19 protein-coding genes are annotated in these 17,800 nt (G+C 70.0%); 10 read left to right on the top strand and 9 right to left on the bottom strand.

Annotated features, from left to right (window positions below):
- Positions 1 to 46: 46 nt before the first annotated feature.
- The 8 genes from FB561_RS30640 (at position 47) to FB561_RS30675 (ending at position 6,652) form a co-directional block, all read left to right on the top strand.
- Positions 47 to 898: an alpha/beta hydrolase gene (locus tag FB561_RS30640; RefSeq protein WP_145813538.1), complete on the top strand. Its 852-nt coding sequence runs from the start codon at positions 47 to 49 to the stop codon at positions 896 to 898.
- Positions 899 to 1,090: 192 nt separating this feature from the next.
- A complete protein-coding gene (locus FB561_RS30645) occupies positions 1,091 to 1,888 on the top strand; it encodes an ABC transporter permease (protein WP_145813539.1) in 798 nt (265 codons plus the stop codon).
- Positions 1,881 to 2,696: an ABC transporter permease gene (locus FB561_RS30650; RefSeq protein WP_238335224.1), complete on the top strand. Its 816-nt coding sequence runs from the start codon at positions 1,881 to 1,883 to the stop codon at positions 2,694 to 2,696. Before FB561_RS30645 ends, FB561_RS30650 begins: the two co-directional genes overlap by 8 nt.
- 3 nt (positions 2,697 to 2,699) lie before the next feature.
- Positions 2,700 to 3,659: an ABC transporter ATP-binding protein gene (locus tag FB561_RS30655; protein WP_145813540.1), complete on the top strand. Its 960-nt coding sequence runs from the start codon at positions 2,700 to 2,702 to the stop codon at positions 3,657 to 3,659.
- A gap of 95 nt (positions 3,660 to 3,754) precedes the next feature.
- Positions 3,755 to 4,582 (top strand): hypothetical protein, encoded by an 828-nt coding sequence (locus FB561_RS30660; RefSeq protein WP_145813541.1) that lies wholly within the window; start codon positions 3,755 to 3,757, stop codon positions 4,580 to 4,582.
- Complete coding sequence (locus tag FB561_RS30665; RefSeq protein WP_145813542.1) at positions 4,579 to 4,893, top strand: hypothetical protein; 315 nt, start codon at positions 4,579 to 4,581, stop codon at positions 4,891 to 4,893. The genes FB561_RS30660 and FB561_RS30665 overlap by 4 nt, the downstream gene beginning before the upstream one ends.
- A gap of 227 nt (positions 4,894 to 5,120) precedes the next feature.
- A complete protein-coding gene (locus FB561_RS30670) occupies positions 5,121 to 5,636 on the top strand; it encodes an RNA polymerase sigma factor (RefSeq protein WP_145813543.1) in 516 nt (171 codons plus the stop codon).
- A complete protein-coding gene (locus FB561_RS30675; protein ID WP_145813544.1) occupies positions 5,633 to 6,652 on the top strand; it encodes a hypothetical protein in 1,020 nt (339 codons plus the stop codon). Before FB561_RS30670 ends, FB561_RS30675 begins: the two co-directional genes overlap by 4 nt.
- Positions 6,653 to 6,972: 320 nt before the next feature.
- Here FB561_RS30675 and FB561_RS30680 read toward each other — a convergent pair whose 3' ends face one another.
- The 3 genes from FB561_RS30680 to FB561_RS30690 all read right to left on the bottom strand — a co-directional run bounded on the left by FB561_RS30680 (position 6,973) and on the right by FB561_RS30690 (position 10,500).
- Positions 6,973 to 7,968 carry an ArsR/SmtB family transcription factor gene (locus tag FB561_RS30680; protein WP_145813545.1) on the bottom strand — a complete coding sequence of 332 codons (996 nt, stop codon included), beginning with the start codon at positions 7,966 to 7,968 and terminating at the stop codon, positions 6,973 to 6,975.
- Positions 7,969 to 8,099: 131 nt separating this feature from the next.
- Positions 8,100 to 8,957: an alpha/beta fold hydrolase gene (locus tag FB561_RS30685; RefSeq protein WP_145813546.1), complete on the bottom strand. Its 858-nt coding sequence runs from the start codon at positions 8,955 to 8,957 to the stop codon at positions 8,100 to 8,102.
- A gap of 16 nt (positions 8,958 to 8,973) precedes the next feature.
- Complete coding sequence (locus tag FB561_RS30690) at positions 8,974 to 10,500, bottom strand: MFS transporter (protein WP_145813547.1); 1,527 nt, start codon at positions 10,498 to 10,500, stop codon at positions 8,974 to 8,976.
- Positions 10,501 to 10,607: 107 nt separating this feature from the next.
- Here FB561_RS30690 and FB561_RS30695 point away from each other — a divergent pair, with 107 nt between their 5' ends.
- Positions 10,608 to 11,357 (top strand): ParA family protein, encoded by a 750-nt coding sequence (locus FB561_RS30695; RefSeq protein WP_145813548.1) that lies wholly within the window; start codon positions 10,608 to 10,610, stop codon positions 11,355 to 11,357.
- A gap of 51 nt (positions 11,358 to 11,408) precedes the next feature.
- On the opposite strand, the gene FB561_RS30700 is transcribed toward FB561_RS30695, so the two are convergent.
- Positions 11,409 to 12,392 carry a DUF4349 domain-containing protein gene (locus tag FB561_RS30700; RefSeq protein WP_238335226.1) on the bottom strand — a complete coding sequence of 328 codons (984 nt, stop codon included), beginning with the start codon at positions 12,390 to 12,392 and terminating at the stop codon, positions 11,409 to 11,411.
- A 186-nt stretch (positions 12,393 to 12,578) separates the two neighbouring features.
- Positions 12,579 to 14,765, bottom strand: a complete 2,187-nt coding sequence (locus FB561_RS30705) for a DEAD/DEAH box helicase (RefSeq protein WP_145813549.1) — start codon at positions 14,763 to 14,765, stop codon at positions 12,579 to 12,581.
- 459 nt (positions 14,766 to 15,224) lie between these two features.
- On the opposite strand from FB561_RS30705, the gene FB561_RS30710 reads away from it, so the two are divergent.
- On the top strand, positions 15,225 to 15,908 hold the full coding sequence (locus FB561_RS30710; RefSeq protein WP_170284897.1) for a ferritin-like fold-containing protein: 684 nt from the start codon (positions 15,225 to 15,227) through the stop codon (positions 15,906 to 15,908).
- A 79-nt stretch (positions 15,909 to 15,987) separates the two neighbouring features.
- Here the strand turns inward: FB561_RS30710 and FB561_RS30715 are convergent, their stop codons facing one another.
- The 4 genes from FB561_RS30715 to FB561_RS30730 form a co-directional block, all read right to left on the bottom strand.
- Entirely contained in the window at positions 15,988 to 16,263 is a 276-nt protein-coding gene (locus FB561_RS30715; RefSeq protein ID WP_145813551.1) for a GlsB/YeaQ/YmgE family stress response membrane protein, read from the bottom strand.
- A 178-nt stretch (positions 16,264 to 16,441) separates the two neighbouring features.
- Positions 16,442 to 16,669, bottom strand: coding sequence for a DUF3107 domain-containing protein (locus tag FB561_RS30720; protein ID WP_145813552.1), 228 nt, complete (start codon positions 16,667 to 16,669; stop codon positions 16,442 to 16,444).
- Positions 16,670 to 16,791: 122 nt separating this feature from the next.
- Positions 16,792 to 17,421: a TetR/AcrR family transcriptional regulator gene (locus FB561_RS30725; RefSeq protein ID WP_145813553.1), complete on the bottom strand. Its 630-nt coding sequence runs from the start codon at positions 17,419 to 17,421 to the stop codon at positions 16,792 to 16,794.
- 142 nt (positions 17,422 to 17,563) lie between these two features.
- Positions 17,564 to 17,794, bottom strand: coding sequence for a hypothetical protein (locus FB561_RS30730; RefSeq protein WP_145813554.1), 231 nt, complete (start codon positions 17,792 to 17,794; stop codon positions 17,564 to 17,566).
- Positions 17,795 to 17,800: the final 6 nt, after the last annotated feature.

Raw genomic sequence — 17,800 nt, forward strand, 5'->3', positions numbered from 1 at the left:
GGGCGCGGGAGGGTGAGGTCATCTGCTGGGACGAAGGGGTGACCGAATGACTGCGAAGACCGTGAACAAGCTGGCCGTGCCGGGGGCGACGTTGCACTACGAGGTGACGGGGTCCGGGCCGGTACTGCTGCTGATCGCTGGTGGGTTCACGGACGGGGGCGTGTTCGACTCGATCGTGGGTCAGCTGGCGGCGGAGTACACCGTCGTCACGTACGACCCGCGGGGGAACTCGCGCAGCCCGTACGAAGGGGCGCCGGTGGACGAGAAGGTGAGCACCGCCGCGGCGGATGCGCTGGCGCTGATCGACCACGTCGCGGGGAAGGAGCCGGCGTACGTGTTCGGCAGCAGCTCCGGGGCGATCACCGGGCTCGAGCTGATCACCCGGTTCCCGGATCGGGTCCGGATGCTCGTCGCCCACGAACCACCCGCGGTCGAGCTGCTCCCGGACGCGGAGACGGCTCGCGCGTTCTTCGAGGACGTGCGGGAGACATACGCCGAGGACGGCGTCGGCGCGGCGCTGGCGTTGTTCGCCGGCGGGCTCGGGCTGGACGACGAGGAGCCGGCGCCCGAGGATCTGCGGCCGGAGTACCGCGAGGTGGTGGACCGGATGCAGGCGAACGCGGCCCTCTTCTTCGAGCACAAGCTGCTCCCGTACACCCGGTACGTGCCGGACCTCGGGGCGTTGCAGACGGTCGCGCACAAGGTGGTCCCGGCGGCCGGGGCGGAGTCCGCGAACCACCTGCCCGGCCGGCCGATCGAGGTGATCGCGGACACCATCGGCTGGCCCGTCGTCACGTTCCCGGGCGGACATCTGGGGTACGCGAGTCACCCGGTCCCGTTCGCGACGTTGCTCGGGAAGCTGTTGTACGCCGAGGTGAACGTGCCCGAAGTCGGCTGATTCCGCGCTGACGAATTCCGGTTGACGCCCGGCCGCGCTCCGGCGTACTGTCACTCCTCTTCCCTTGACAACGGCATGCCCGCATGCCGCCACAGTGGTGTCCGATCCCCCCGGGTCCTCCTGGATCCGGGGCGGTTTCGCGTGCCGCTGGGCCCCCGGACACCACCCGAGCGTGAGTGAAAGGAGGTGGCCGTGGCCGTGTACTGGGCGATCGCGGCAAGATCGTTCCGCCGCTTCTCGACGTACCGCATCGCCACCGTGTCCGGCGCGTTCACCAACACCGTCTTCGGCTTCATCCTCTGCGGCATCTACCTCACCCTGTGGCACGAACGTCCCGGCCTCGGCGGGTACGACGTCGCCGACGCGCTCACTTTTGTCTGGCTCCAGCAGGGGCTGCTGATGCCGATCGGGATCTTCGGTGCCACCACCACGATCGAACTCGGGGCCCGGGTCCGCAGTGGCGAGATCGCCGTGGACCTGTACCGGCCCACGCACCTGCTGCTCTGGTGGCTCTCGGTCGACCTCGGTCGCGCGCTCTTCCAGTTGACCTTTCGGGGCGGTACTCCGCTGCTGGTCGGTGCGCTGGTGTTCGACCTGACGTTCCCGAGTGACCCGGTCGCCTGGCTGGCCTTCGCGGTCGGTCTGGTGCTGGCGATCGTGATCAGCTTCTGCATCCGGTACCTGGTCGCGCTGTCCGGGTTCTGGATCACCGACTCGCGCGGTATGGAGCATCTCGCCCAGGTGGTGTCGTCGTTCTTCTCCGGGATGATCCTGCCGTTGGTGGTGTTCCCGGGCTGGATCGGGGAGTTCGCCCGCGCGACCCCGTGGGCGGCGACCATGCAGGTCCCGATCGACATCTGGCTCGGCCGCAACCCAGGGGGTACCGGGGCTGCCCTGGTGTTCCAGCTCGGCTGGGTTCTGGTGCTGCTGCTGGCCGGGCTACTCGTCACGTCGGTGGCGACCCGGAAGGTGGTGATCCAGGGTGGTTGACGGGATCCGCCGGATGCCGGCGCAGTACTGGATGCTGGTGCTGATGTGGATCAGGTCGGCGCTGGCCTACCCGACGTCGTTCGTCCTGATGATGCTCAGCACGATGCTGATGACGGTGATGGACTTCGTCGCGATCCTGCTGATGTTCAGCCACATCGACGTCTTCGGCGGGTTCACGCTCGCGCAGATGGGGTTGCTGTACGCAACGGCCTCGATGACGCTCGGGTTCGCCGACCTGGCCACCGGGTCGGTGGAGCAGGTCGGCCAGCGGATCCGGACCGGCACCCTCGACGTGTACCTGATCCGGCCGGTCCCGACGTTCCTGCAGACGGCCGCGGACCAGTTCGCGCTGCGCCGTCTCGGCCGGCCGCTGCAGGCCCTGATCGTACTCGGGTTCGCCCTCGGCCACCTCGACCTCGACTGGACCGTTGCCAAGGGCATCATGCTGGTCGTCTCGGTGGTCGCCGGGTCGGTCATCTTCGCGGCGATCTTCGTCCTCGGCGCCGCGTTCCAGTTCATCGCGATCGACTCGGCCGAACTGGCCAACTCCTTCACCTACGGTGGCCAGACGCTGACCCAGTACCCGCTGGCCGTCTTCGGCAAGGAGATCGTCCGGGCCGTCACGTTCGTCGTACCCCTTGCCTTCGTCAACTACTACCCGGTGTTGTTCGTCCTGGGGAAGCCGGCCCCGTTGGGCCTGCCGTCCTGGATCGGTCTGTTGTCCCCGCTGGTCGCCGTCGTGATGGTCGCGCTGGCGGCACTCGCGTGGCGAGCCGGTCTCCGTCGCTACCGCAGTACAGGGAGTTGAGTCGTGCCGGTCATCGAACTGGACAACGTGTCCCGTGCCTTCACCGTCTCCACCCGCACCGGATTCCGCCGGACCCGTCGCGAGGTCCGCGCCGTCGACGGGCTGTCGTTCACCGTGGAACCAGGCGAGGTGGTCGGGTACATCGGCCCCAACGGTGCCGGCAAGTCGACCACGATCAAGATGCTCACCGGCATCCTGGTCCCCACCCGCGGCTCGATCCGCGTCGCCGGCGTGGACCCGTCGAGGAACCGGACCAGGCTGGCCCGGCGGATCGGCGTCGTCTTCGGCCAGCGCACCACGCTGTGGTGGGACCTGCCGCTGAAGGACTCGTTCGCGGTGCTGCAGAAGATGTACGACGTCCCGCCCGCCCGTCACGCCGAGAACCTCGCCACCTTCGTCGACCTGCTCGACCTCGGTGACCTCCTCGACGTCCCGGTCCGTCAGCTGTCCCTGGGCCAGCGGATGCGCGGCGACATCGCGGCCGCCCTCCTGCACGACCCGGAGATCGTCTACCTCGACGAACCCACGATCGGCCTCGACATCGTCAGCAAAGCCAGGCTGCGCGAATTCCTCGGCCAGGTGAACCGCGACCGCGGTACCACGGTCATCCTCACCACCCACGACCTCGACGACATCGAAGCCCTCAGTACCAGGGTCATGGTCATCGACCACGGCCACCAGGTCTACGACGGCACCCTCCCCGGCCTGAGGGCTTCCCAGAACGCCCCGAGAACCCTGGTCGTGGACCTCGCCACCACCCAACCACCCATCCAGGTGGAAGGAGCCGAGGTCACCAAAACCGAAGGCCCGCGCCAATGGCTCACCTTCCCAGCCACCACTTCGGCAGCCCCACTGGTAGCGCAGATAGCCGCCAACTACCCCCTCACAGACCTGACAGTCCAAGAACCCACCATCGAATCCATCATCGCCAAGCTCTACTCCACAACCCCAGCCCACCAGTAGTAGCCCAAACCACTTATCCACAGATCCCAAAACCCACCCCACGGCCCATCCCCGAATAACTACGGTCGAAGAACGACAACCGACCTGGGGGACAGATGCCGCCGGACGACGGGCTGCAGGGCGTACCGGAACCCGAAGAGCTGCACGCCAGACTGAACACCGGTCATGCCCTGAACTGGGGAGATCCCGTCCCCTCCAAGCAAGAGATCGCCACGGAGTTCGGTAAGGAACCGACGGTCAAGAGCCTGGAACTACTGCGGCAGGCAGCGGACCACCACGATGAGGTGACCCGAGCCCTGCTGGAGTCGATCGGACCGGGCGACATGACCCATGAACTCGAACACAGGGTCAAGTCGCCGGCGTCGCTCGCGCGCAAGATCGCGAAGTACCAGCACCTTCCGAAACCACCACTGGATGATGTGCTGCGCTTCACGGTGGTCACCAGTACGCCGAACGCCTTGGTGGACTCGGTTCGAGACACGGTGAATCAGCTCGAGCAACGAGGGTGGAAGGTACGGGCCGCCCACCAGTCCTACGTGGACGGGAGCCGGTACAAGGGGATCCATGCTCACTTCGAGGCTCGGGACGGAGCGACGGTAGAAGTGCAGTTCCACTCGCTGGAGTCCATCGATGTGAAGATGCAGACGACGGAGCTGTACCACGTCGGGCGGGACCAGCGTCGGAGTAAGGCCGAGCGGCGCGCAGCCGGCGCGGAAGCAACCAGACTCTCCGCCGGGATGACTCAGCCGGCCGGCCTCGACGAAATGACCGAGTTGGGCGGAGTGCCGGTCGACGTCAGGCGTTACGGTTCTCGGGTACGGCGCACCGAAGGGCAGGCACCGGCCACGGAGTCGGAGGAGGCCGGTCGCGCAAGGGACTTCACTCGCCAGCGGATGATCGACAACGACGGGAGAACCAGATGACGCGGCTGTACCTCGCGACCCTCGACGGCCAGAAGGTGTGGGTCACGGCGCTGATCGACGAGGACGTGTGGACGTACGTCGCCAACACCGGGCAGTTCCACCTGAACCGCGAACTGCGCGACGAGTTCTTCACCGGTGCCGAGCTGGAGTTCACCGAGATCGGTCCGCGGACTGCTCGGCAGCACGTTGACGAAGGTGTCGGTCGCCTTGACGACGACAAAGTCACGCAGACCCTGAGGGCATGGGACGCTGACGCGGAGACCCTCAGTCCCGAAACGGTCTTCGCCGCCGCGGTCGCCGACCACACCTGACCGGGTCCGGCTCAGCCTCTGGTACCTGATTGATCAGGCGGGATCGTCGCCCCTGGTGAACGCCGTACTCCTTCGCCAATCACTCGTCCGACGACCCGTTCTTCTCGGTTGTGTGGATGAGTTGGGTGGGGCATGACTTGGGGTGGTCGGGGTCGTTGGGGGATTTGTGATGGCTGGGACCCAACCGGGGATGGGGATCGGGGGGTAGACGGGGTGTGCCTACTGCGATGAGGGATCGGTTGGGTGCTGGGGCGCCGCCTTCGGACGGGGGTGGGTTTGTCGAGTGGGTACGGCCTCATCTGCCGGCGATGGCTCGGGTGGCGGCTCGGTTGGCGGTGGGGGCCGATCGGGACGACATCGTGCAGGAGGCGCTGGCGCGGGCTTGGGTGAAGCGGGGGCAGTTCGACGCGGCGCGGGGATCGGCGTCGGCGTGGTTGCTGGCGATCACCGCTGATCAGGCGCGGAAGGCGGCGCGGCGGTTGCGGCCGGTGGCCGAGCTGTCCGACGACGAGGGTGAGCACGACCGGGTCGCGCCGCGGCCGGACGTGGAGGCCCGGCTGGATGTGGATCACGCGCTCGAGGCTCTGTCGGCGCGGCAGCGGCTGGCGGTGGACTGTTACTACTTCGCCGATCTGTCGGTCGCCGACACCGCGGCCGTGATGGGGTGCTCGGAGGGCACCGTGAAGTCAACTCTTTCCGATGCGCGGGCCCGCCTGCGCTCCTTGCTGGAGGTCAGCGAATGAACCGCGACGTCGACGACGTACTGGCGGAGGCCGGCGCCCGCTGGCGCGCGGACCAGCCCTCGCCGCCCGAGCCCGACCTGGACCGGATGCTGCGCCCTCGTCGGCCGAAGCGCTGGGTCCCCGTTCTCGCGGCCGCCAGTGTCGCCGCGATCGCCGTCGCGGTGATCCAGGTCCTCCCGCACCGCGACCAGGCGCCGTCGGTTGCCCCAGGCAAGGAGCACCCGCTGCTCGTCCGCGACGGCGACAAGGTCCAGGTGGAGGGCCAGGTGGTGGCGGCGCCGTCGGCCCCGGTGTACTACTGCCTGCCGATCGCGACCACGTTGCCCCTCGACGTGAACCAGCAGACGAAGCCGCCCGCCTGCACACCCGGTCAGCAGATCGAAGTCACCGGCGTGGACGTGAATCGGCTGGAGGACCTGACCACCGTTCTCGGCGTGAAGTCGGGCACCGCCCGCCTGGTCGGTACCTGGAACGCCGGCCGCATCGCTGTCGAGCAGCAGTCCGCGCCCACTCCGCCGGCCCCGGGGGAGCCCGACAAGGTACCGTGCCCGCCGCCGGCCGGGGGATGGCAGCCGGGCGACGCGAGTACGGCGATCACGCCGGCCCTGGACGCGTTCGTCAAGGCGCGCGCGGACCAGCTCCAGACACCCTGGATCGGCTGGCCGGAAGGCTCACCCAATCCGAAACCGGGCCAGCCGCCGAACAAGCCCAGTGTGCTCGTCGTCGGTGTCGCGCACGGCGACGTCGAGGCGATCCGCAAGGCGCTGGATCCGCTGGTCGCCGCCAATCTCTGTGTCACGAAGGTGCGGGTCAGCCAGAACGAGATCGCCGCCCAGCGCGCGGCCGTGGAGAAGCTTCCGCTCGACGACCTGCACATCACCGGCATCGGTGTCGGGGTGGGCGACCGTCCGGTGATCATCTCGCTGCGCATTCTGGACCAGCGCGCCGCGGACGTCTTCCGCCCGATCGGCCTCGACAACCTCACCTTCCAGCCGCTCGTCCGGCCCGCCCCCTGACCGATCGGATGCCGACGGCAACAGGCCGGCGCCGGCCACGCTGACGCGACGACCGACGGCGACGCGCAGTGACGTTACGGTGACCTCCGCGCGAGGTAGCCTCACAGCGGTTTTGCTCGTCGCCTCAGGAAGTTTCTCAGGGGAGGTCCTCGGGGGAGTTCGGGACGGCGGCGCGCGGGGAGAGTGGCCGGCCCCATCGGCTCTCCGGGGCGAGGTCACCTACCAGGTCTGTTGCACCAGGCCTGGAGATTGAGAGGCGCGCCGGGCAGCCGGTTCGGCTGCCCGGCGCGTCACCCCTCCACCCCCGGGCGGAACTCGGGTCAGCTCATCAGGTCGACCAGCGCGTCGCCCCGCAGCGTCCGCCCGATCCGTACCTCGCGGCCGCGCCGTTCCCGCGCGACGAGTCCGGCCATGGCCAGCTGATCACAGTGGTACGTCGCGGTACTGCGCCCGGCGTCCAGGTGATCCGCGAGGCGGCCCATCGTGGTCGGTCGCTCGAGCACCCGCAGGATCGCGGCGCGGAGTGGCCCGACGAGCAGCGTGAGGCTGTCGGTGGTCCGGTCGACGCGTTCCCGCCCGAGCCGTGCCAAGCCCGGCACCGGGTACCCGAGCCAGACCCGGTCGGGTTCGTCCAGGTTGAACACGGACGCCCCGCTCCCCGAGACGAGCGGCACCAGCGTGATCGGGCGCGCGCCCAACTCCACCCGGTACGGGAGCCGGTCGGACAGGTACACGGTCTGCTCGTGGTACCGGACGCGGGTGCTCAGGCTCGACAGCAGGACGTCGAGGGTGCCGGTCACCGAGGCGGCGCCGATCCGTTCGGTCTCGCGGGTCCGCAGGGTCGTCGACTGCTGCCAGATCGGCCCGTACGCGTGCCACGCGGCCGCGAGGACCTGGACGTACAGGCCGAGCCAGTGCCGTGGACGCCGCAGCGCCGCCCGCCATTGCCGTGGGGGATCGCCCGGCATGAGTTGGGCGACCCCGGTGGCCAGCTGGTCCGGGCCGAGGTCGGCGAGCTCGGCGAGTTGCTCGCTCACCGGTGCACCGTCGATCCCGAGCGGGGTCAGGCAGTCCGGCAGGAACGCCCGCGTCCGGTCGAACATCGGCGTCACCGCCTGGGCCGCGTCCCCGGGCAATGCACGCCGGACCGCGCTGATCCACGGCGGTGCGATGCCCTGCCGTGGTCCGCCGAGCGCGTCCACGACCAGCGAGATCAGGCTCGCCATCGGTGCCGGGGCCACGGTCACGCGCAACTGGTCCGGATCGCCGACGACCAGCTCGGTGTGCCGGAGCCGCTCGGGCGCCGCCGTGGTCACCTCGTCTGCCTCGCGCCGAATGCTGCTACCTGGTGATCCCGGGCAGCACCAACCCGTCGATCCGTCATCAGCCCCCGCTTCCCCGAATTTGCTGGCCTAGACCAGTTTAGGAGACGAAGGGTCGAGGTCCCTCAGCGGTCGTGGAAGAACTCGGTCAGCAGCCGTGCCGTGATCGCCGGCTGCTCGATCGCGGGGGAGTGGCCCGCGTCCGCGATCACCTGGGCGTGGACGCCGAGCGCGTCGGCCATCCGGTCCTGGATCTCGAGCGGCCAGCCGTCGTCGGACTCGCCGTACAGGACCTGGGCCCGGACGCCGGTCTTGGCCAGCTTGTCGGTCCGGTCGTCGGCGTCCAGCAACCGCCGGCTCATCGCGGCCAGGCTCGCCGGCGTGTTCCCGGTGAAGCGGCTCCGCAGGAACGCCGCGATGTCCCCGGCCGGCGTGACGTACTGCGGAGCCTTGCTGTCGTGGTCGAGTTTGAGGTCGTACACCTGCTCGATCGGCAGGTTCTCGAGGCCGAACGCGAGCATCTCCAGGCCCTGCCGTTTCACCTCGTCGCTGAACCCGGCCGGGCCCGAGCAGAGCAGGCTGATCGTGGAGAACACGCTGGGCTCGGCGAGGACCGCCTCCCGGGCGACCAGGCCGCCGAACGAGTGCCCGACCAGCTGGCTGTACCCACCGAGGGCCCGGCTCATCGCGACCACGTCGGCGCCGAGCTCGGCCAGCGTGTACGCCGCCGGGTCGGCCGGGCCCGGAGTTTCGTACTGGCCGCGCTGGTCCACCGCGACGGTCCGCCAGCCGTACCGGGCCAGGTGGTCGACGAGCGGCGTGAAGTCCTCCTTGCTGCCCGTCCAGCCCGGGACCAGCAGGACCGTGCCGAGCGGCGTACCGACGTCCGGTACCGCGGTCAGGGTGGCGAAGTTCCCTCGATCGGTCTCGAGGGTGACGGGCTGGACCCCGTCCGGGAGCGTCAACGTGCGCGGCGTACTCACAAGTAGAAGATATCGGCTAGCGGGCTCGGAGCAGGGTGGCGGTCGCCACAGCGAGGACGGCGAGGATGCCCGCACTCACCAGCGCGGCCAGCTGGACCCCGTCCGTGTACGCGGCCCGGGACAGGTCCAGGAGTTCCCGGGCGAGCGGGCCGGGCAGCTGCTCGGCGATCGCGACAGCGCTGCCGAGCGTCTCCCTCGCCTCGGTGGGTACGCCGGTCGGCAGACTCTGCTCGGTCACCTGGCCCCGGTACACCGCGGTGACCAGGCTGCCCGCGACCGCGACGCCCAGCGCCATCCCGAACTCGGTCCCGGTCTCGCCCATCCCGGACGCGACACCGGCGCGTTCTGGCGGCGCGCTGCCGACGATCAGGTCGTACGTCAGCGCCAGCACGACCTGGATCCCGACACTGGCGACCGTGAGTCCCGCGACCAGGGTGGTCCTTCCGGGTACGGCCATCAGCGCGAGCCCGGGGAGCGCGAGGAGGAAGCCGCCGGTCATCGCGATCCGGGCGGGGAGCCGACGGGCGATGAAGGGGGCGGCCAGCGTTCCGGCGATTCCGGCGACTGCGCTCGGCAGGGTCCACAGGCCGGCCTCGAGCGGGCTCATCCCGAGCACCAGCTGCAGGTACTGGATCAGCAGGAACTGCATCGCGGCGAGCACGTACAGGCCGAACGTCTGCGCACCGAGGGACACGCTGAAGGCGGCCCGGCGGAAGAGCCGGAGATCGAGCAACGGCTCGGTCAGCCGGAGCTGGCGCCGCGCGAAGACGTACCCGGCGAGGGCGCCGACGGCCGTCACGGCGAGCGGAGTCAGGTGCAGTCCGTCCTTGGCGGTCTCCTTGAGCCCGTAGACGACGGCGACGATCGCACCGGTCGACAGGGCCACGCTGATCAGGTCGATCCGGCCCGCGCCGGGGTGCCGGAACTCGGGCAGCAGCGGCCGGGCGAGCGCGAGCAGCAGGAGCAACGGCGGGACGCCGATCAGGAAGACCGAGCCCCAGTGGAAGTTCGCCAGCAGCGCGCCGCCGATCAGCGGGCCGGCCATCCCGCCGATCATGAAGTTCGTCATCCAGATCGCGATCGCGAGCTGGCGCTGCCGCGGATCGCGGAACATGTTGCTGATCAGCGAGAGCGTCGACGGCATCAATGTCGCCCCGGCCAGGCCGAGCAGGGCACGGGCCGCGATCAGCAGGGCGGCGCTCGTCGCGAACGCGGCCAGCACCGAGGCCACCGCGAACCCGGCCGCGCCGATCATCAGCAACCGCCGCCGGCCGATCCGGTCGCCGATGGTACCCATCGTGATCAGCAGCCCGGCCACGACGAACCCGTACACGTCGACGATCCACAGCAACTGCGAACTGCTCGGGGCCAGGTCGGCGGACAGCATCGGCGCGGCCAGGTGCAACACGGTCATGTCGAGGCCGAGCAGGATGGTCGGCAACGCCAGGACGGCCAGGCCGAGCCATTCCCGGCGGCCGGCGCGCGGTGGTACCGCGGTCGGTGGGTCGGTCGGCTCCTTGGTCAGGTCTCTCGTCTCAGCCATGCCGGATATCCTGGGACCTCAAGAAAGCTTTAAGTCAAGCGAGCGATCGGCCGGCCCGCGGCCCGACCCGGCCGGACAAGGGTTCCACCGTGCGGCACAATGGCCGCGTGCCTCGCACACTCGCTGTCGCCAATCAGAAGGGCGGCGTGGCCAAGACGACCACGGTCGCCTCGCTCGGTGCTGCCCTGACCGAGCTCGGTCACCGGGTCCTGCTGGTCGACCTGGATCCGCAAGCCTGCTTGACGTTCTCGCTCGGGATCGATCCCGAGGAGCTGGACAAGTCGATCCACCACGCCCTCCTCGGCGGGGTGAAGGCGCGGGACGTGATCGTCGGCCTGGACGACGGCCCGGACCTGCTGCCGGCGACGATCGAGCTCGCGACCGCGGAGCTGCGGCTCGCCCGCGAGACCAATCCGGAGCAGGTCCTGCGGGCCACGCTGCGCCCGGTGATCCCGGCGTACGACTGGATCCTGGTGGACTGCCCGCCAACGCTGGGACTGCTGACCGTGAACGGTCTGTCGGCGGCGTCCGAGGTCCTGATTCCCTTGCAGTGCGAGACTTTGGCGCATCGTGGTGTCGGTCAGTTGCTCGACACGATCCACGACGTCCAGCAGCTGACGAACCCGGGGCTCGAGATCCTCGGCGTGCTGCCGACCCTGTACGACGGGCGGACGACGCACGCGCGGACCGTCCTGGAGACGATCGCGGACACGTACGGCCTGACCGTGCTCACACCGGCGATCCCGAAGTCGATCCGGTTCGCCGAGGCGCCGGCGATCGGGCAGAGCATCCTCAGCACCGCCCCGACCACCCGCGGCGCCGCCGCCTATCGCGAACTGGCGGCGGCGCTGGCCTGACTTGTCCGGATCAGCGCGGGCCGGGCTGGTTCAACGTGCGCCGGGGCTGGATCAGCGGGGCCTGGGCTGGTCCGGGTGGCGCGGCAGGCCGCCGGTCCCGGGGCCCGCGGCACCGCCGGGAACCGGGCCCGCGGTGGCGGAGATCGCGGCCGGCGTCCGGCGGAGGCGGTGCCGGAAGCGCCAGAGCGGGATGCCGATCAGCGCGAACAGGATCAGGAACGGCAGCAACGCGCCGAGCGCCGTCGCGAGCGCGGAGAACGTGGCCGCGAACGCGTTCCAGCCACCTTTGAGTCCGGCAACGAACCCCTTGTCGTCCGCGGGCAGCTCGGGTGCCTTGCCCGGTTCGGCGAGGACCAGGGTGAGGGTGGCGAGCTCGGTCTGCAGTGACAGCGACTTCTGCTTGGCGAGCAACGATTCCAGGTCCGCCTCGCGCCGGGTCAGCTCGGTCTCCACCGAGACGACGTCGCCGATCGTGGTCGCCTTCGCGAGCAACGCGCGGATCCGTTCCAGGCTGGCGCGCTGGGTACTGATCCGGCTCTCCACGTCGACGACCTGCTCGGTGACGTCGCTCGACTCCTGGTGGATCGAGGTCCGCTTGCCGAGCCCGGACAGCCGCTGGATCGCCGTCTCGTACGCCGCGGTCGGCACCTTGAGGACGAGGCTCGCCCGGGTGATCCGGCCGTCGTCACCGGTGCCGCCCGAACCACCGGTGTCCTCGGACGCGACCTGGCCGCGCAGGCTCGCCGCGATCGTGATCGCCGCCTGCCGCTGCTCGTCCACCTTGTCGGTCTCGACCGTCAGCGTCCCGGTCTTGATGATCGCCCGGGTCACGGTCGGCTGCTCGGGCCGGCCCTTGTCGGTCTTCCCGTTCGTCTTCCCGCTCTCGGGCGCCGCCTGGTCCGCCGTACTCGACTCACCCTGCTGCGAAGCGGGCGCGGCGCTGTCTCCGCCCGACACCGAACTGCAACCCGCCACAAGCGCGGCCGTGGCCAGCAGTACGGCCGCCGTCGCGCCGATAGAACGCATCCTGGTCATCGCGAAACCATCCCCTCACCGACAATCCGTCGGCCCTAGGACGGCTCACCGCGGCAAGGTGTTGCAGCACCCGATCACCGTTCAGCCACGACCCGAGCACGAACCGGTCTCGCCCACCTGGTCGCCACAAAGAACAACCGCGGCGCCGACCAGGTGGTCGACGCCGCGGCGGTTCAGTACTGCTGGTTACTGCGGGGCGGTGAAGGTCGGCATGGTCGGAGCCGCGCCGGCCTCGGGTGCCGCTGGTGCTTCGGCGGACTTGCGGGCACGGGTGCGCTTGGCCGGCGCCGCCGGTGCTTCCACCTCGGCCGAGGGTGCTTCGGCCGGTGCTTCCGTGGACTTGCGGGTCCGCGTCCGCTTCGCCGGCTTCTCCTCGGCCGGAGCCTCCGCACTCGCCGCGACCGCCTTCTTCCGCGTCGCGCGCTTGGCCGGCTTCTCCACCTCGGCCGTCGCCTCCGCGACCGCCTCGGTCGGCTCAGCAGTCTTCCGCGTGCGAGTCCGCTTGGCCGGCTTCTCCTCGACCGGCGCTTCGGCAACCGCCTCAGCAGGTACCTCTGTGGTCGGCTCGGCAGTCTTCCGGGTGCGGGTCCGCTTGGCCGGCTTCTCAGCCGTCGCGTCGGTCGCAACCTCGGTCGATGCTTCGGCCGCCACCGGGGCCTCCGCCTTCGCCGCCGCCTTGCGCGTACGGGTCCGGCGAGCGGGCTTCTGCTCGGCGTCCGCCACAGCCTCGGTCACCTCAGCGACCGGCGCAGCCTCGACCGCTTCGGCGGGTGCCTCGGTCGACGCCGCGGTCTTGCGGGTCCGAGTCCGGCGAGCCGGCTTCTTCTCCGCGACCTCCGCGACCTCGGCGACCTCCGCGTCACCACCGTCGACGACAGCAGCTCGACCATCGACAACAGCCGCGCCACCGTCAGCAGGATCAGCGACAGCAGTACCGGCGTCGTCCGTCGGCTGCGGGCTGAGCGACTCCTGGCTCTCGGCCCGGTCGGCGCCGCGACGACGGCGGGTGCGCTGCCGCGGCTTGCGCTCGGTCCGGGCCTCGGCCGCTTCGGTCGAGGACTCCGCCGTCGGCGGGACCTCGGTCTTCGCGGTGACGTCGGACTCGGACTTCTGCTGCGTCTCGTCGATCGCCTGACCGCCGCGGGTGCGCCGGCGGTTCCGGTTGCGGCGCTTGCGGGGACCGCGCTCGCCGCTCTCGTCCTCGGACCGCCGGGGCGTCCGTTCGGGCTTCTCCTCGCGGACCGGCTTGACCGGCTTGATCCGGCCCTTCGCCTCGGTCGGGATGCCGAGGTCGTGGTACAGCTCCGGCGAGGTGGAGTAGATCTCCTGCGGCTCGTCGTACGGCAGGTCGAGCGCCTTGTTGATCGTCTTCCAGCGGATCACGTCCGGCCAGTCGACGAACGTCACCGCGATCCCGCTCGCACCGGCGCGGCCGGTCCGGCCGATCCGGTGGATGTAGGTCTTCTCGTCCTCGGGGCAGGTGTTGTTGATGACGTGCGTGACGCCCTCGACGTCGATCCCGCGGGCGGCGACGTCGGTACAGACCAGCACGTCGATCTTGTCGCCGCGGAACCGGGTCAGCGCCCGCTCGCGGGCCTGCTGGTTCAGGTCACCGTGGATCGCGGCGGCCTTGAACCCGCGGTCCTGCAGGTCGTCGGTGAGCCGGGACGCCTCCCGCTTGGTGCGGCAGAAGATCATCACCCGGCCGCGGTCCTCGGCCTGCAGGATCCGCGCCACCACCTCGGGCTTGTCCAGGTCGTGCGCCCGGTACACGAACTGCGCCGTGGTCGGCACCATCTGGGTGTCCTGGTGCGACTCGGCCCGGATGTTCAGCGGATGCCGCATGTGCGTGCGGGCCAGCCCGATCACGGCCGACGGCATCGTTGCCGAGAACAACATCGTCTGGCGCAGCTCGGGCGTCTTGCGCAGGATCCGCTCGACGTCGGGCAGGAAGCCGAGGTCGAGCATCTCGTCGGCCTCGTCCAGGACGAGCACCTTGATGTGGGACAGGTCGAGGACGCCGCGGTTGGCCAGGTCGAGCAGCCGGCCGGGCGTACCGACGACGACGTCGACGCCGGTCTTCAGCGCGTCCAGCTGCGGCTCGTACGCGACGCCGCCGTAGATGGTGAGGACGCGGACCGTGCGGACGGTCGACGCGGTGGTGAGGTCCTTGGCGACCTGGATGGTCAGCTCACGGGTCGGGGTGACGACCAGGGCCTGCGGCTTGCCGGGCGCGGCCAGTTCCTCGTAGTCGGCTTCGCCGGGGGAGATGGTGCGCTGCAGCAGCGGGATACCGAACCCCAGGGTCTTGCCGGTGCCGGTGCGGGCCTGACCGATCAGGTCGGTGCCCATCAACGCGACGGGCAGGGTCATCTCCTGGATCGGGAACGGCTCGACGATGCCGACGCGATCGAGCGCGTCGCAGATCTCGGGCAGAACCCCGAGCTCTCGGAAGGTGGTCAGGCTGATCGCCTCTCAACATGCTTGATACGGACAGATGCAACAGTGAGCCGGGCGCAAGAGGGCACTAACTGCCCTGGTGTGTGGAGGCGCGGGACACTGTGCAAGCGGCTCGCACCAGCTGCCCATCCGGGCACGTCACCGGCGAAACGCCCTCCAGTGTAGCCGTAAACCATGTCGTGGTACCCCCACCCGTCGTTCCACGGCTCGGACACGCTGCGCGGACGGCGGGCGCGGAACCGTTTTCCGAGCGTTACCCCACCCTCCGGCGATGGGCCGATATGGTGCGGGACATGACCGAGCGCCGTGAGGGATTCGACCGATCCACCCCGCCTTGTGCCGCGCAGACCCCGGAGCGGATCGGGGCCGTCGGTGAGTGAGACGACCGCCTTCGACGATCCCGCCTACCGGGCCGCGGCGGTGGATCTGCTGGGCGTTCTGGCGTACGGCGAACTGACCGCGTTCGAGCGGATCGCCGAGGACGCGAAGCTGGCGCCGACCCTCGACGACAAGGCCCAGCTGGCCCAGCTGGCGACCACCGAGTTCGGCCACTTCGTCCGGCTCCGGGACCGGCTGGTGGAGCTCGGCGTGGACCCGATGGACGCGATGCAGCCGTTCGTCACCCCGCTGGACGCGTTCCACGACCACACCGCCCCGTCCGACTGGCTCGAGGGCCTGGTCAAGGCGTACGTCGGGGACGGTCTGGCCAACGACTTCTACCGCGAGATCGCGTCGTACGTCGACGCCGGGACCCGGTCGCTGGTGCTCGAGGTCTTCGCCGACTCCGGCCAGGCGGAGTTCGTCGTCGACCGGGTCCGGGCCGCCATCGCCGACGACCCCAAGCTCGGCGGCCGGCTCGCGCTCTGGGGCCGCCGCCTGGTCGGTGAAGCCCTCAGCCAGGCCCAGCGCATCGCCGCCGACCGGGACTCCCTGGCGTCCCTGCTGGCCGGCAGCGTCGACCGCCCCGGCCTGGACCTGGCCGCCATCGGCCGCATGTTCACCCGCCTCACCGAAGCCCACACAGCCCGCATGACCGCCCTCGGCCTTCAGGCCTGATGCGCGCGCTCACCCGGTCCTGCCCAGGAACGCAGAACGGCCGCCGGCCCGAGGGGGCGGCGGCCGTTGCGCTGGTACGTCAGGCTGTTTTGCTACTGCCTGTGCGGGACGAGATGAAGGCGACCACGATGGCGGCGCAGATGATCTGGATCAGGTACTGGATCCAGTCCGGGCCGTCGGTGTCCTTGACGTCGAGGAAGTAGGCGATCAGACCACCGATGAAGGCGCCGATCCCGCCGCCCAGGATGGTCCAGCCGAGGCCGATGTTCTGCTTGCCCGGAAGGACCAGCCGGGCCAGCGGCCCGAAGATGATTCCGGCGATGAGACTGACGATGAGCATCCAGACCCAGTACACGGTTCCTCCTTTGAGGGATGACTGACCTGCGCCTGTCCGGTGTCCGCTGGGCAAACCACCGTCTGTCCATCAGACCACCTGAGCACAGGTCTCGTCTTCATCGTGCCCTCATCGTCGCGCTCCGCAACCAGGACACGCCAGTGTGTCCGGACCGATGCCGGCCCGGTCACCACGGGCGTCAGATCGCGCCGAAACCAACCTTGCGGACCGAGACCTCGCCGATCTCGACGTAGGCGAGGCGGTCGGCCGGGACGAGTACCCGGCGGCCCTTCTCGTCCGTCAGCTGCAGCAGGTTGGCCTTGCCGGTGAGCGCGTCGGCCACGGCCGCCTCGACCTCTTCCGGGGTCTGCTCGCTCTCCAGCACCAACTCACGATTGGCGTGCTGCACGCCGATCTTGACCTCCACGAAACCCTCCCGGGCACGTTCACGCCGACGGCTCTCGCCAGCACCGCTTCGAGCCTATCCGCTGCCGCCCGCCGTCTCTCACCCGTCCGCCCAGAGCAGAACGCGCGTCGTCCGGACCGGGGTCAGCCTTCGGTGCGGGGGAAGCCCCGGATGCCTCGCCAGGCGAGGCTGGCGACCAGGTCGGCGGCTTGTTGCTGGGCCAGGGTCGGGTCGTCGGAGGCCAGCCAGTACCGCGCGCTGACCTGGGCCATGCCGACCAGGCTGACGGCCAGCACCATCGACTGTTCCTTGCTCAGGCCGGCGTCGGCGCTGATCACCTCGGAACACGCTTCGGCGCAGGCCTGGGTGACGCGGTCGACCCGCTCGCGGACGGCGGGCTCGTTGGTCAGGTCGGACTCGAACACCAGCCGGAAGGCGCCCTGGGCGTTGGCCACGTAGTCGTAGAAGGCGTGGATCGTCGCGGCCACCCGCTGCTTGTTGTCCTCGGTCGAGCGCAGGGCGTCACGGACCGAGGCCACGATCGCCTCGCAGGAGGTGTCGAGCAGGGCCAGGTAGAGGTCCAGCTTGCCGGGGAAGTGCTGGTAGAGGACCGGCTTGGAGACGCCGGCCCGGTCGGCGATGTCGTCCATCGCGGCGGCGTGGTAGCCGTTCGCGACGAAGACCTCCTGGGCCGCCTCGAGCAACTGGGCGCGCCGGGCCAGCCGCGGCAGGCGGCTGCCGCGCTTCGGTGCGGTCTCCGGTGTCGTCGACACGTCGGCTCCTTCAGGTGGTGCGGGCACCGGGATGCGTCACACGACCCCCGGCGGTGTATACCGTCCGAATCCTACCTACCGGTGTGTCCCGTCAGTAGCTTCCCGTCCCGGGGAGCGGGCAGGCGCGTCCCGGGAGCCCGGATCAGCGGTACGGATCGTCGTCCTCGCCGATCGCCCGGCGTTGCTCCTCCACGTCGGCCGGATCGGCCTCGGGCGGCGTCTCGCCGGGCGCCTCGTCCTCGTCCTCGCTCACCGTCCGGCGCTGCTCCTCGACGTCGGCCGGGTTCGCCTCGCCGGGCCGGTCCTCCGCGTGCTGGTACTGCGTGGGCGCGTCGGCCTCGGGTGCTTCTCCAGGTACTTCGAGCTCGGACATGCGGAT

It is taken from the genome of Kribbella amoyensis, from assembly GCF_007828865.1.
GTDB lineage: Bacteria > Actinomycetota > Actinomycetes > Propionibacteriales > Kribbellaceae > Kribbella > Kribbella amoyensis.

Excerpts from the sequence above, each read along its gene's own strand:
- FB561_RS30640 (WP_145813538.1), top strand. The coding sequence starts at position 47 with ATGACTGCGAAGACCGTGAACAAGCTGGCCGTGCCGGGGGCGACGTTG.
- FB561_RS30660 (WP_145813541.1), top strand. The coding sequence starts at position 3,755 with ATGCCGCCGGACGACGGGCTGCAGGGCGTACCGGAACCCGAAGAGCTG.
- FB561_RS30665 (WP_145813542.1), top strand. The coding sequence starts at position 4,579 with ATGACGCGGCTGTACCTCGCGACCCTCGACGGCCAGAAGGTGTGGGTC.
- FB561_RS30670 (WP_145813543.1), top strand. The coding sequence starts at position 5,121 with ATGAGGGATCGGTTGGGTGCTGGGGCGCCGCCTTCGGACGGGGGTGGG.
- FB561_RS30675 (WP_145813544.1), top strand. The coding sequence starts at position 5,633 with ATGAACCGCGACGTCGACGACGTACTGGCGGAGGCCGGCGCCCGCTGG.
- FB561_RS30690 (WP_145813547.1), bottom strand. The coding sequence starts at position 10,500 with ATGGCTGAGACGAGAGACCTGACCAAGGAGCCGACCGACCCACCGACC.
- FB561_RS30700 (WP_238335226.1), bottom strand. The coding sequence starts at position 12,392 with ATGACCAGGATGCGTTCTATCGGCGCGACGGCGGCCGTACTGCTGGCC.
- FB561_RS30705 (WP_145813549.1), bottom strand. The coding sequence starts at position 14,765 with ATGACCCTGCCCGTCGCGTTGATGGGCACCGACCTGATCGGTCAGGCC.
- FB561_RS30730 (WP_145813554.1), bottom strand. The coding sequence starts at position 17,794 with ATGTCCGAGCTCGAAGTACCTGGAGAAGCACCCGAGGCCGACGCGCCC.